At 73.4% G+C, this 13,213-nt stretch carries 12 protein-coding genes; 5 read left to right on the top strand and 7 right to left on the bottom strand.

The window, feature by feature from the left end:
• Positions 1-45: 45 nt before the first annotated feature.
• From UW392_RS24765 to UW392_RS24750, 4 genes are read right to left on the bottom strand one after another with little or no spacing between them, the layout of a single operon-like run.
• Positions 46-1,659, bottom strand: a complete 1,614-nt coding sequence (locus UW392_RS24765; protein WP_320777314.1) for an ABC transporter ATP-binding protein — start codon at positions 1,657-1,659, stop codon at positions 46-48.
• Positions 1,656-2,642 (bottom strand): ABC transporter permease, encoded by a 987-nt coding sequence (locus tag UW392_RS24760; RefSeq protein WP_320777315.1) that lies wholly within the window; start codon positions 2,640-2,642, stop codon positions 1,656-1,658. The genes UW392_RS24765 and UW392_RS24760 overlap by 4 nt, the downstream gene beginning before the upstream one ends.
• Before the next feature lie 52 nt (positions 2,643-2,694).
• Positions 2,695-3,681, bottom strand: a complete 987-nt coding sequence (locus UW392_RS24755) for an ABC transporter permease (protein ID WP_320777313.1) — start codon at positions 3,679-3,681, stop codon at positions 2,695-2,697.
• Positions 3,681-5,435 (bottom strand): ABC transporter substrate-binding protein, encoded by a 1,755-nt coding sequence (locus tag UW392_RS24750; RefSeq protein WP_320777312.1) that lies wholly within the window; start codon positions 5,433-5,435, stop codon positions 3,681-3,683. Before UW392_RS24750 ends, UW392_RS24755 begins: the two co-directional genes overlap by 1 nt.
• Before the next feature lie 512 nt (positions 5,436-5,947).
• Between UW392_RS24750 and UW392_RS24745 the strand changes: the two genes are divergently transcribed.
• From UW392_RS24745 to UW392_RS24725, 5 genes are all read left to right on the top strand, one after another.
• Positions 5,948-6,130: a hypothetical protein gene (locus tag UW392_RS24745; RefSeq protein ID WP_320777311.1), complete on the top strand. Its 183-nt coding sequence runs from the start codon at positions 5,948-5,950 to the stop codon at positions 6,128-6,130.
• Positions 6,131-6,266: 136 nt separating this feature from the next.
• Positions 6,267-6,830, top strand: coding sequence for a gas vesicle protein (locus UW392_RS24740; RefSeq protein ID WP_320777310.1), 564 nt, complete (start codon positions 6,267-6,269; stop codon positions 6,828-6,830).
• Positions 6,827-7,759: a gas vesicle protein gene (locus UW392_RS24735; protein ID WP_320777309.1), complete on the top strand. Its 933-nt coding sequence runs from the start codon at positions 6,827-6,829 to the stop codon at positions 7,757-7,759. The genes UW392_RS24740 and UW392_RS24735 overlap by 4 nt, the downstream gene beginning before the upstream one ends.
• Positions 7,760-7,793: 34 nt before the next feature.
• Positions 7,794-8,108 (top strand): gas vesicle protein K, encoded by a 315-nt coding sequence (locus tag UW392_RS24730; RefSeq protein ID WP_320777308.1) that lies wholly within the window; start codon positions 7,794-7,796, stop codon positions 8,106-8,108.
• Entirely contained in the window at positions 8,105-8,995 is an 891-nt protein-coding gene (locus tag UW392_RS24725; RefSeq protein ID WP_320777307.1) for a GvpL/GvpF family gas vesicle protein, read from the top strand. The genes UW392_RS24730 and UW392_RS24725 overlap by 4 nt, the downstream gene beginning before the upstream one ends.
• Positions 8,996-9,050: 55 nt before the next feature.
• Here the strand turns inward: UW392_RS24725 and UW392_RS24720 are convergent, their stop codons facing one another.
• The 3 genes from UW392_RS24720 to UW392_RS24710 all read right to left on the bottom strand — a co-directional run bounded on the left by UW392_RS24720 (position 9,051) and on the right by UW392_RS24710 (position 13,028).
• A complete protein-coding gene (locus UW392_RS24720; RefSeq protein ID WP_320777306.1) occupies positions 9,051-10,262 on the bottom strand; it encodes a helix-turn-helix domain-containing protein in 1,212 nt (403 codons plus the stop codon).
• Between the two features lie 239 nt (positions 10,263-10,501).
• Complete coding sequence (locus tag UW392_RS24715) at positions 10,502-11,443, bottom strand: hypothetical protein (RefSeq protein ID WP_320777305.1); 942 nt, start codon at positions 11,441-11,443, stop codon at positions 10,502-10,504.
• 52 nt (positions 11,444-11,495) lie between these two features.
• Entirely contained in the window at positions 11,496-13,028 is a 1,533-nt protein-coding gene (locus UW392_RS24710) for a DUF6801 domain-containing protein (protein WP_414496693.1), read from the bottom strand.
• Between the last annotated feature and the right edge of the window lie 185 nt (positions 13,029-13,213).

Below are 13,213 nucleotides of genomic sequence, written 5' to 3'. Positions count from 1 at the left end.
CCAGGTCCTGAACCGGCGCGGCCGCGGACCTCCCGGCGCCGCGGTTCAGCGCGCCGAGCGGCGTGCCGTGCGGCGCGCGGCCGCCTCCGCGGGGTCGAGCACGGGCACGGCCGCCAGCAGTGCCTTGGTGTACGGGTCCTGCGGGGCGTCGTAGACCGTGTCCGCCGGTCCCTCCTCGACGACGGCTCCCTCGCGCATGACCACCACCCGGTCGCTGGCCTGCCGCACCACCGCGAGGTCGTGGGCGATCAGCACCAGGCCCAGCCCGAGCTCGCGCTGGAGCTCGGCCAGCAGGTCCAGGACCTGTGCCTGGGTGGTGACGTCGAGGGCGGAGACCGGTTCGTCGCACACGACGAGCCGGGGTTCCGGCGCGAGCGCCCGGGCGATGCCGACGCGCTGGCGCTGACCGCCGCTGAACTCGTGCGGGTAGCGGTGGTACCAGCGCGGGTCCAGCCCGACGCGCTCCAGGAGGTCCCGTACCCGCCGGGTGATCTCCGCGTCGGTCAGGTTCCCCGCGGCGCGCAGCGGGTCGGCGACGGACTCGCCGATGCTGCGGCGCGGGTTGAGCGAGGAGACCGGGTCCTGGAACACCATCTGCAGCTCGCTGCGGATGTCCGTCAGCTCGCGCCCCCGGTAGCGGACGGAGCCGGCGCTCGGCTCCAGCAGGCGCACCAGCATCCGGCCGAGCGTGGTCTTGCCGCTGCCCGACTCGCCGACGATGCCGAGGGTCTCGCCCTCGGCCACGGTCAGCGACACCCCGTCCACGGCGACCGTCCGGTCCTTCCGGCGCCCGAACTCCCGGCGCACCCCCGTCGCCTCCAGGAGCACGTCCCCGCCGGAACCCCCGGCCGGCGTACGGGTGCGCGGGGCCTCGACCCGGGGCACGGCGGCCAGGAGTTCACGGGTGTACGGCTGCCGCGGGGCGCCGAGGACGGTACCCACCGGGCCGCGTTCCACGGCGCGCCCGTCCCGCATGACCAGCATGTCGTCCACGCTGCCCGCCACCACGCCCAGGTCGTGCGAGACCAGGACCAGCCCCATGCCGGTCTCCGCGCGCAGGTCGTGCAGCAGGTCCAGGATCTGGGCCTGCACCGTCACGTCCAGGGCGGTGGTCGGCTCGTCGGCCACGAGCACGCGCGGTTCACAGGCGAGGGCCATCGCGATCAGCGCGCGCTGGCGCATGCCGCCGCTGAACTCGTGCGGCCGGGACCGGGCGCGGCGTGCCGCGTCCGGGATGCCGACCCGGTCCAGCACGGTCACGGCGTGCTCCCGGGCGGCGCGCCGGGAGACGTGCGGGGCGTGGGTCCGGTGCACCTCGGCGATCTGGTCGCCGACCGCCAGGTAGGGGTCGAGGGCGGACAGCGGGTCCTGGAAGACCATGGCGGCGGTGCCGCCGCGCAGACGCCGCAGCTCCCGCACGGACGCCGTCCCCACGTCGGTCCCGTCGACCCGCACGGTGCCGCTCAGCCGGGCACCGGTGCCGTGGTGCAGGCCCAGCAGCGCCCCTGCGACCGTGCTCTTGCCGGAGCCGGACTCGCCCACGATGCCGAGCGCCTGCCCGGTGTCGAGCCGGAAGGAGAGGTCGTCGACCGCGCGCAGGGTGTGCCCGCCTGCGGGGAACTCGACGGTCAGGCCCTCGACCTCGACCAGCGCCGTCATGAGAGGACCACCCTTCGGTCGGCCAGGGCGTAGAGGACGTCGGCGACGGCACTGGCGAGGACCACGGCCGCCCCGATGACGAGCACCACACCGACCACCACGGGCAGGTCGACGGAGCGGACACTGTCGATGAGGAGCCGGCCGAGGCCGGGGAGACCGAACAGCTGCTCGGTGAGCATCGCGCCGCCCATCATGGAGCCCAGGTCCACGGCGCTGAGGGCGATCACCGGGGGCAGCGCCCCGCGCAGCGCGTGCCGGGTGACGACGGCGCGCTCGCCCACCCCGTACGCGCGGAAGGTGCGGATGTGGTCCTCGGCGAGGACCTCGAGCGTCGAGGACCGGGTGAGCCGGGCGTACTTCGCGCTCTCGAAGAGTCCCAGGGTCAGCCAGGGGAGCAGCATGTTCCAGGCCCACTGTTCGGGGTCGTCGGTCAGCGGCACGTACGACGGGAACGGCAGCCACTGGAGGTAGGCGCACACGACCATGAGCAGCAGCAGGCCCAGGATGAAGACCGGGGTGCCGGTGCCGGCCAGGGTGAGCACGGTCAGCAGGCGCTCGGTCACCCCGCCGCGCCGCAGCGCCGACAGCAGCCCCGTGCCGACGCCCAGCGTCAGCCACACCACCATCGCGCCGAGGGCGAGCGAGGCGGTGGCCGGCAGGCCCGCGGTGATCAGCGCGGTGACCTGCTGGTCGGTCTGGTAGGACAGGCCGAGGCAGGGTGCGGAGCAGTGCTCCACCGAGGTGCCCGTCGAGTAGTCGCGGCCCGTGAACACGCCCTGCAGGAAGTGCAGGTACTGGGCGAACGCCGGTTCGTCCAGGCCCAGTTGCTCGCGCACCTGCGCCACCTGGGCCGGGTTGCACCGCTCGCCGCACGCCAGCCGGGCGGGGTCGCCGGGGACGAGGTAGAACAGCGCGTACAGGGCGGCGGACAGCGCCAGCAGCACCAGGACGGCGCCCAGCAGCCGCTTGGCCGCGAAGCGCACGCCGGGGCCGCCCGGGAGGCGTACACCGGGTCGGCGCACGCCCGGGGATCGGTCAGTCACGGGTCTTCTCCTTGCGGGTGCCCACCCTCAGGCGGCTCGCCTCCCGCGGGTCGAGCGCGGTGCGCACCGCGTCGCCCAGCACGGTGAAGGCGAGCACGGTGACGAACAGCAGCCCGGAGGGCAGCAGGACGTACATCGGGTCGGCGCGGAACCAGGTCGTCGCCGTCGACAGCATCTGCCCCCAGGAGGGCGTGGGCGGCTTCACGCCGATGCCGAGGAACGACAGCGACGCCTCCAGCACGATGTTCACCGGCAGCAGGATCGCCGCGTACGTGATGACGGGTGCCGCGAGCGACGGCAGCAGCTCCCGCCGCACCACCCGCGGCCGTCCCGAACCGCCCAGCCGGGCCGCGGCGACGAAGTCGAGGCGGCGCAGGGTCAGGGTCTGGGCCCGCACGATGCGGGACGTGCCCGCCCAGTTGAGGGCGGCCATCACCAGGACCAGCAGCACCGGGCGCGGGAAGTCCTCGGGCACGACGGTGGTCAGCGCGATGGCGAGGACCAGCATCGGCAGGGCCACCATCACGTCGGTGATTCGGCTGAGCACCTGGTCCACCCACCGGCTGCCGAGCGCCGCGGCGAGACCCACGCTCACACCGATCAGCACCTGGAGCAGGGTCGCCCCCACCGCCACGAGCAGCGACACCCGGGCGCCGTACAGCAGCCGGGCGAACAGGTCGCGGCCGGTGCCCGGTTCGACGCCGAGCCAGTGCTCGCCGCTCACCCCGCCGAAGGAGCCCTGGGGCGCGCCGCCGCCGGCGGAGTCGATCAGCTCGTCGTGGTACGTGTACGGGTCCTGGCCGGCGAGCGCGGTGAGCAGGGGCGCGGCGAGCGCGGCGAGGACCAGCACGGCGAGCACCACGCCCGCCACGACGGCCGAGGGCCGGGTGCGCAGCCGCCGCCACACACCGCGGGCCCCCGTCGCCGGCCCCGGGGCGGGCGGCAGGCCCGCCCCGGGAGCCAGTACGTCCTGCGTCATTACTTGACCGCCACCTGCGAGATGTCGAGGACGCCGGTCCAGTCGCTGATGACGACGTTCTTGACGTCCTTGCCGACCAGGCGCTGGTAGACCGGGTGGTAGAGCGGCACCGTGAGGGCCTGCTCACCGATCTTCTCGTCCAGGGCGCCCCAGCGCTCCGCCGCGGCGTCGAGGTCGGTGATCCCGCTGATCTCGTCGAACTCCTCGTTGACGGCGGGGTCGTTCAGCTGGGCGTGGTTGAAGTTGGCGCCGTCCTTCACGATCTGCCGGCCGTCGAAGATCGGGGCCAGGAACGGGTAACCGGCGGGCCAGTCGGCGCCCCAGCGGGTGAGGAAGAAGCCGGGGGTGTCACCGGCGTCCCAGCGCTTCTCGTTGTAGGCGTTGCCCTCCAGGCCCTGGAGCTTCACCGTGATCCCGGCCTTGGCGAGGGACTGCTGGACGGCCGCGGCGACCTTCGGGCCCATCTCGCCCTCCTCCGTGGAGTGGGTGAGGGTGATGGTGAGCCCGTCCTCGTGACCGGCCTTCGCGAGCGCCTCCTTCGCCTTCTCGGGGTCGCCGTTCTCCCCTGCGGGGAAGTGGTCGTACGGCGTGTACCCGAAGGCCTCCTGGTTGGGCAGGAAGGTGGTGGCGGGCTCGGCCAGCGAGGAGCCGCCGACCGCGTTGATGACGCTGCTGCGGCCGATGGCGTGCGAGATCGCCTGCCGCACCTCGGGCTGGTCGAACGGCTTCACCTTCGGATTGAACGCCAGGTAGTTGGTGTAGCCGAAGTGCCCGATGCCGACCCGGTCCTTCAGGCCCTCGTCCGAGCCGATCTGCGCGAGTTCCGCCGGTCCGAGGTTGGTGTCCGTGGTGATGGCCGCCGCGTCGGCCCCCGAACTGGTCGACAGGCGCTGGTTGATGACCGCCGCGTCGAGCCCGGAGCGCACGTCGATCGCGTCGGGGTAGGCCTTGCGCTGGTCGTCGGTCTCCTCCGACCAGTGCTCATTGCGCTCCAGCCGGAGCCGCTCACCGTCGTTGGTGTTCTCGACGACCTTGTACGGCCCCGAGGAGACCGGGTGCTCCTCGTACGCGGTGCCGGTGTCCTTGTCCTTCGGCACGGGCGCGAACTGGGTCTGGGTCGCCAGGTAGGGGAAGTCACCGACCGGTTTCTTCAGCCGGAAGACGATGGTCTTCTCGTCCGGGGTCTCGATCGAGTCGAGGGTCTTCTTGCCCTTGCCGGACCCGTAGGGGCCCTGGAAGGTGTCGCCGCCGATCAGCCAGTCGCGCAAGTAGGGCGCGCCGCCCGAGAGTTCGGCGGCGAAGGACCGCTCCACGCCGTACTTGACGTCGGCGGACGTGATGGGCGAGCCGTCCTCGAACTTCAGCCCGTCCTTCAGCGTGTACGTCCACACCGTGGCGTTCTCGCTGGGGGTGCCGAGGTCGGTCGCGAGGTCAGGGACCACCTTCGTGCCCTCGGCGCCGGCCGCCCGGTTGCGCGTGGTGAGCGTGCGGAAGACCAGCGAGGGGACGTTGCCGCCGCCGGAGGTGTACAGGCGGGCCGGGTCGAAGTCGGACTGGGCGCCGGTGTTGAGCACGGTCAGCGTGCCGCCCTCGGCGGGCTTCCCGTCACCGTCCCCGGCCTTCGCCCCACCGCCCTCGGGCCCGGAGCAGGCCGCGAGCCCGCCCACCAGGGCCAGGCTGACGGCGGTCACGGTGGCGCGCCGGGAGAACGGTCTGGAGGGGCGCGTGGCGCGGACGGAACGTATGGGACGCATGGGGTGATTGCCTTTCAGGGCGGGCGGGAGCGCCGTCGCAAGGCATCGGAAGGCTCCGGGAGGCGTCGGGAGCAGCTGACTGCGGACGCTCGAGCCGTGCGAGACCGCACCGACGGCACAGGAGGAGGTGTGGTGCCGGATCGGACTCGGGACCGTGTCAACGGTGAGGCGGACGACGCCCGTTCGAGCCCGGAGGGCTCAGCGACAGTCGACGTCGGAGACCGCGTGCGCGTGCACACCGATGAGCGCCAGGCGGAAGCCGGCGCTTTCGGGGAGGTGGTGACGCGACATGGGGAGCAGCCTGGTCGATCACGCGGCGCGGCACAACGCCGTCCCGCCATGCGAGACCACGCGTCTCAGAAACGGGGATTCCGCCGAGGAACGGCCCAGCGGAACGCCCGCGACGCCGGCGTCGCGCAGGGCACGGCGCAGGGGCTACATTATCGTCGGGCCGCCCGTCGCGACCGTGCCGGCCCCCGGGGTCTCCGGCACCTCTTCCTGGCCTGGCCGAGATGCTCTCGCCCGGTGACGGCATGGAACCGATCGGCGCGCTGGGCGCCGCGCCGGCGTGTGCCGGGACGGCGGCGTCGTTCTCGACCTGCTGCCGGCCCGGCGACGTACTCCGCTGGGTGCCGGACGACGGCGCGGTGGAGGAGCAGGGAGGGGATGAGTTGACCCTGCTCATCGGTGTGTGAGGGCCCGGAGAGCGGATAAACGCGGGGAATGAGCAGCTATCCGGAGAGGAGCATGCCGGGGGAGAGCGGGTTCCCGCCCCCGGCCGTGCAGCGCAGCGCGTCGGCGCCCAGGGCGTCGGCCACGAGCATGACACCGATGCAGCCCAGGCGGGACGGCGAGGGCAGCCTGGCTGCCGTGGTGGAGACCCTGCTGGACAAGGGACTCGTCCTCAACGCCGACATCATGGTGTCCGTGGCCGGGGTGGAGCTGCTGGGCATCCGCCTGCGTGCGGCACTGGCCTCCTTCGAGACCGCTGCGCGCTACGGGCTCGAGTTCCCCTCGGGCACGGACACGGAGACCGCCGCCTGGCGTGAGGCGCGCGAGGAGAAGGAGACCTGCCCGGAGTGCGGCAAGCGGGTCCCCCTCGACCAACTGCTGAACCAGTGGTGCCCCTGGTGCGGCTGGCGCAGCGCGCAGGCCCGGCTGCGGGGGGACTCCGGGCAGGCGCCCGCCGCCGTCACCGGAGCCGGAGCCGGGTCCGAGGCCATCGCCGTCACCGGGGGCGAGGACGAGGCCGATGACGCCGATTCCGAGACCGAAGCCGAAGCCGACGCCGATTGCGGGTATCTGGAGGACTCCGGGGACTCCGAGGAAGCAGAGGACGACGCCGAGCCCGTCGCCGAGGAGTCCAAAGGGGCGAGAGGAGGTGATTCGTCGTGACGACCGAGGGGCCGCCGATGCGGCCCACGCGGGATCCGCGGGTGACCCTGGACGACCTGGTGGAGGTGCTGCTGAACAAGGGCGCCGTCCTGCACCTGGACCTCATCGTCGCCGTCGCCGACATCCCCCTGATCGGCGTCTCCCTCCGGGCGGCCATCGCCGGGATGGAGACGATGCTGGAGTACGGCATGATGCGCGACTGGGACGACGCGACCCGTGCCTGGGCCGAGCGGTCCGCCGTACGCCGGGCGATCGACCTGCGGGAGGGGGAGGGCGTCGTCAGCCGTATGAGCGGCGGCCACCTCCTGGCGGAGGGCGTCTACACCGGATGGCGGCCCGGCACCGTCTACCTGACCGACCAGCGCCTGGTCGTCCTGCGCGACGAGCCGCGGGAGATCCTGTGGCAGACCGAGCTCGGTGCCGTCCAGGCCGTACGGCTGGAGCCCGAGCGCACGGTGGGCGGCGAGGAGCGGCTGCGCCTGCGGGTGGCCCTGACCGACGGCCGCGAGGAGCGCCTCTCGGCCCGGGAGCCCGGGAAACTGCTCGACCGGCTCACCGCCGCTTGCGCCGGCCGTCTCGACGGGGCCTTCCTGTTCCCGCCCACCGAGGAGGAGGAGACCCTGACCGAGGGACACCTGTGGTACCACGAGCCGCGCCGCGACGCGCCGTTGTGGCGCGGCGGGCAGGCCCGGCTGACCGCCGACCGGCTGACCTGGAAGTCGCCCGTGGACGCCCGGCCCGCCCTGATCCTCGCGAGGACGGACATCCTCGGAGCGCGACTGCTGCGCGACCGCAGTCCCTCGGGGGACGGCCGTGTCCTCGTCCTCGAGACCGGGTCCCGCGGAGAGGTGCGGCTGGCCGCCGACGACCTGGAGACCTGGATCACGTGGCTGACGGCGGACCGCCCGGTGGCGGCGGTGACCGGATGACCGACCGAGCACAGCAGCAGGAAGGGTGAGGACCGTGGCCCTGACGGTCGACGAGAAGAGCCTCAAGCACGGGGTGCTGTCCCTGGTGGTCACCTTGGTGGAGGTGATCCAGGAGGCACTGGAACGGCAGGCCATGCGCCGCATGAACGGCGGCGACCTGACGCTGGAGGAGATGGAACGCCTGGCGGACGCCCTGCTGGAGCTGGACGAGGCGATGGAGGAGATCAAGGACGACCACGGCATCACCTCCTCCGTGGCCGATCTGCACCGGGGACTGGACGAAGTGGTCGACGACGTGGTGGACAAGCTGATCAACCCGAAGCGCTGGGCGGAGGAGACACGCGGATGAGCGACCAGACCGCGCTGTACGTGTACGCGCTGGTCCGGCACGCGCCGGGAGCCGCCGACGGGGTCACCGGTCTCGACGGCCGCCCCCTGCGGCTGGTGCGGGTGCCCGGCACCGGCTTCGCCGCGCTGGTCCACGACGCCTCCCCGGCCCCCTTCGAGGGCGGCGACGACCAGGTGCGCCGCTGGGTGGACCAGCAGAGCCGGGCGGTGACCGCCGTGTGGGAGCGCGTGGGCAGCCTGCTGCCGATGACCTTCAACGTCCTGGTCGCCGACGAGCCGCCGGCGGCGGACTCGCCCGGCGGTGGCGGTGGCGGTGGACGGAGGGCCGAACAGCGCCTCATGGACTGGCTCACCGAGCGGGCCCCGGAGATCACCGCCCAGCTGGACGAGCTGACCGGCCGGTGCGAACTCAGGGTGGAGATCACCGTGGACCGCACGGCCCTCGCCCCGCAGGAGGCTTCAACGCCCATGGGAGACACGCGACTGGCCGCCCGGACCGCCGGCATGCGCCGGCTGCTCGCCAAGCAACGGGAACAGAATCTCCGCGACGCGGCCGGACAGCTCGCCGACACCCTGCACGCCGAGGCCCGCCACCGGCTGCTGTCCGTCGCCGAGGACTACCGCGACCGAGGCCGCGTCCACCGCGCCCCGGACGAGACCGACGTCCTGTCCGCCGCCCTCCTCGTCCGGCAGGAGGACATCGACACCGTCGGCACCGTCCTGACCGAACTGGGCACCCGGCACCCCGCCGTCCGCATCCGCTTCCTGGGACCCTGGCCGCCGTACTCCTTCACCGCGGAGAACCAGGGCATGGGCGAGGCGGGCGCGCCGGGCGGTGCGGGCAGTGGGGCCGGCGCCGACAGGGCCGGTACCGGAGGAGGACTCTGACGGTCGACGCGATCCGGCGGTGGGCGTGGCCGCGGGTGCCCGTCCGGCACCCGCGTCACTTCGTGCCGCTGCGCCCCTGCAGGTGCAGTGAGCGCAGGGCCGCCTCCAGGGCGAAGCGGTGGTCGGGGTCGGCGAGGCGGTCGCCGAGGCGGGCGTCCAGGTTGCGCAGGCGGTAGCGGACGGTCTGGGCGTGCACGCCCAGCATCTCGCCGACCTGTTCGGCGGGCGCCCGGGTGGAGACGTGGACGCGCAGGGTCTCGACGAGCCGGTCGCGCCGGCTGGGCGGCAGCCCCTCCAGCGGGGCCAGTTCCCGTGCCGCGAGGTGGGAGACGAGGGACGGGTCGGACAGCAGCCACAGCGTCGCCAGGTGGTCCTCGCAGCGGACCACCGGGGCGTCCGCCACGACGCCCTCGTCGACGAGCTGGAGCACGCGGCGCGCCCACCGGAAGGAGTCGGCCGCCTGCGTCAGCGGTACGGTCAGGCCCACCACGGCGTGGGTGCCGGCCAGGGCCGTGTCCAGCATCGCGAGGCGCCCGGGGCCGAGCGGTCCCGGGACGAGCAACAGCGGCTGCGGACCTTCCAGGTCGGCGAGGACGTCCCCGGCGAGGACCGCCTCGATCCGGGCGGGCGCCGGCGGGCGGAGGGCGACGAGCGCGCACTCCTGAGGCGGCTGCCAGGCGGCCGCCTCGTACAGCCTGGAGAGGGTCGACCTGGACGGCCGGGGGGTCGCGAGGAGCAGGTGCAGCAACTGTCTTCGCAGTGCCGGTACCTCGGACGAGGCGCGCGCCTGCACCTCCACGTAGCCCTCGCGGGAGAGCGCCTCCAGTTCCTCGACGTAGGCGAAGAGGGCGTCGGCGAAGGCGAGGACGAGGGTGGGGGAGAGGCGGTACTGCCGGCCGATCGTCCGGGCGCGGCGCAGTGCGACCCGGGCGCCGAGCCGGTAGGCGCCCTGCAGGGTGTCCAGGTCGCGGCCTTCGTACGCCTCGACCCGCCCGAACCTGCGCAGCGCCTCGTCCCGCAGCGCCGAGCTCTTGCCGGGTTCGGCGACGCGGTCCACGAAGGCGTCCAGGGCCTGTTCGACGCCCTGGCGGATGACGTCCGCGTTCGGGCCGTTGAGCAGGCGGCCGTACACGGGATAGGCGCGGGTGACCTCGACCCGTATCTCCCTGACCAGGTCCGGGAGTTCCGGCCGGATGAGGGCCGCGAACTCCTTGGGCAGCGGGTCGAGCGGTTCACCGACCTCCGGCGTCTGTGCGGTTGACGGCATGAGTGGCCCCTTGCTCTCCGGCGCGCCCGATGGGAGGGCCGGCCGGACCCGGCCCTCCCTCCTGCGGCAGCAGGCGGGGAACGCGGGTCCGGCCGACCCGTCACGTGCTTGTCATGTCGAGTACCTGAAGGTAAGTCAACTCTCGTGTGCCGTACACCACTTGAGCCGTGATTGGTCCAGGCGGACACGGCCGGGCTGCCGGGTCGGCGGGCCGACGGGAGAGTGCCGGCGCGCGGGCGTCACCTGACGGCGGAGTGCCAGTTCTCCGCGAGGACCTTGCCGGCGTCGGGTACGACGGTGCCGGGCGCCGTCAGGCCGGTGAGGTGGGTCCGGGTGTCGTTGAGGGTGAGGCTGTTCTCCCCGGCGGGGGAGGGCAGCCCGGTCTTCGCGTTGACCGCCGCGTTGATCAGGCCGACGTTCAGCCCGCAGCCGGTGGCTCCGGGGACCGCGAACTCGCTGTCGTTCTGGGTGGCACCGGTGAGGTCGATGCGGCTCATCTCGCCCGCGTCGTCCAAGGTGCCGTCACCCCGGAAGAAACTCATCCCGAACTCGGGCAGGTTGAGGTTCTTCGGGCGCAGCACGATCGGGTTGGTCTTCGAGCCGATGTAGCAGTTGCCGCCCAGGAGCGGGTTCTCCAGGTGGATGCGGACCGGGAGCGCGACGATCGGCAGGTCGGTGAGGACACCCGCGGTCTGGTCGAAGGCGTACGGCGCGCCGACGGACTCCATGGTGGCGGTGATCCGGTTGAGCGTGGAGTCGTCGAGCGTCCTGCAGATGGCCGTGATCACCGGTGTGTTGTTCGGACACATCAGGCCGAGCAGGCCGCCCGGCACGGTGGCGGATTCCGCGACGAGCGCGCCGGCGGGCGGGGCGACGACGGTACTGGTGCCGTCCGCGTTCTGCACGACGCCGATCTGGAGGTTCGTCCTCCCCGTGGTCACGGTGGTGTCGCCCAGCTCGATGGAGCCGCTGAGGGAGGTGGAGACCACGCACTGGGGGGTCCGGTCGAAGCCGTCGGCGCCCAGCATCGCCGCGGCGTCCACCGGGCAGCGGGTGGAGGGGGCCCACTCGCCGTTCAGGGCGGGGTCGGCGGCGGTCGCGGTGCCCATGGAGGCGAAGGCGCCGAGCGCGGCCAGGGCGGAGACGGTCGCGAGTCTGGTGCGGGTGGCGAACAGCGGCATGTCGGTGGCCTTCCGTTGCGTGGCGGGAGAGGGCTCTGCGTGGTGATACGGCTCAGCGTTCGGGCACGGGGACCACCGCGGGCTGGAGGTCCTCGGTGCACTGGGCCGCGTTGAACTCGTCCCCGAACACCGGGTTGGCGATCGAGCACGTCTGGCCCTGGATCTGCTTGACGTAGTTGCCGGGACCGGAGACGGAGGCGGTGAGGAGCCGGTCGAGGTTCTCGCCGTCGGCGGTGCCGCAGCCGGTGAAGGCCGGGATGCTCACCTCACCCCGCAGCGGGCCGCCGGACAGGAGCAGGTAGCCGGTGGCCGGCATGCCGATCTCCTGCTCGCCCCTGCCGTACAGCACCAGGTGGTCGCCGGGGTGGTTGGCGGGGTCCGGCTCGGGGGAGGTCAGGTTGGTCGCGGTCCGGCAGCCGGAACCGACGTCCAGGGGCGTCCCGTTGATCTCGAGGGCGGTCACCCGGAGGACCAGCGGGGCCCGGACGTAGGTGTCCGTGGTGGTCCAGAAGTCGGTCCAGCGCATCTTGATGCGTGCGTCGATCCGGATGGGACCCGTCTGCTCCAGCACCATGGTGGCCTTCACGGGGGTGAAGCCGAAGGCCAGGAAGGTGCTCTCGAAGGGGGGCGTCCGCTTGCGCCCCTCGTGGTGGAAGTTGCCCTCCGACACGGAGTCGAAGACGAGGTGGTCAGGGTCGGGCGGGCCGTCCACGGGGTTCCCCTGCTCGATCAGCAGGCAGGACACCGGCAGCAGCGAGGCACCCTTCAGCTTGTTCACGTTGGTGTAGCCCGTGACGTAGGCGTTCAGCGACGCGAGCGTGGCGGGGTGCTCGTCGTCGTAGCGGCACGGCGGTGCGTCGCGGCCGACGGCCGCGCCACCGCCGGGCGCGCCCTTCGCCGCTTCCGGCGCCCGGTCCGCCTGCCGTTCCCCCGTCCCGTCCCCTGCCCCGCCCCCTTCGCCGTCCGGCGCCCCGGTGGACGGACCGGGGGAGGAGGGCGGGGAACCCGGCGCGGACGGCGAGCCGCCCGGCTCCGGCGCGTCCGCTCCGACCGGTACGGTCACCAGCGGGCCCCCGTCCGGTGCCTCCTCGGCCGGTACGCAGTCGACGGTGAGTGAGCCGGGGTCCGCGGTGGCGCCCTCGGTGGTGCCGAGCGCCAGGTCGACGGTGAGTTCCCGGGCCGAGAACGTCAGGTCGCCGTCGCCCCGCGCGGTCACCGTCGGGACGTCGCCCGTCGCGGTCAGCGTCAGCGGACCGGACCCGGGCAGGGCGGCCGGCTCCGCCACCGTGCCGCGCCAGACCGCCTCCGCGGTGGCCTCGTCCTGGGCGACGCCGACCGTGAGGCGGGTGGCGGCGCGCACGGTGGCGGCCCCGAGCGCGGTGAGGTCCGCGACCGCCTCGGCGGGCAGTTCCACGGCGGTGGTGACGTCGGTGGGCGAGAAGGCCTCGCCCGCTTCCGCCCGGCCGGGGAACGTCGCCGAGACCCGTACCGTCGCCAGCCGCTCGCCCGAGGGGAACGCGCAGGTGTACGGGATGTCGGCGGCGACCTCCTGGGGGTCCGCGGCGGAGGCCGCGGCCGGGACCATGGCGGCCAGCACGACGAACGCGGCGATCGTCGCGCTCCTGGCGCGGACGCTGCGGGGACGGGCGCTGCGGGGAAGGTCGCTGGGAGGACGCGCGCTGTGAGGGCGGGAGGGCCGCGGTGCGGCTCGGCGGACTCTCATACGGCTCCGCTCGGGACGTCGGGGGCCGGCGCCGGCGGGACGCGGCG

This window comes from Streptomyces sp. CRN 30, assembly GCF_034105845.1.
Note: the sequence above shows the minus strand (reverse complement) of the source record. Positions and strands in the feature narration are given on the sequence as shown.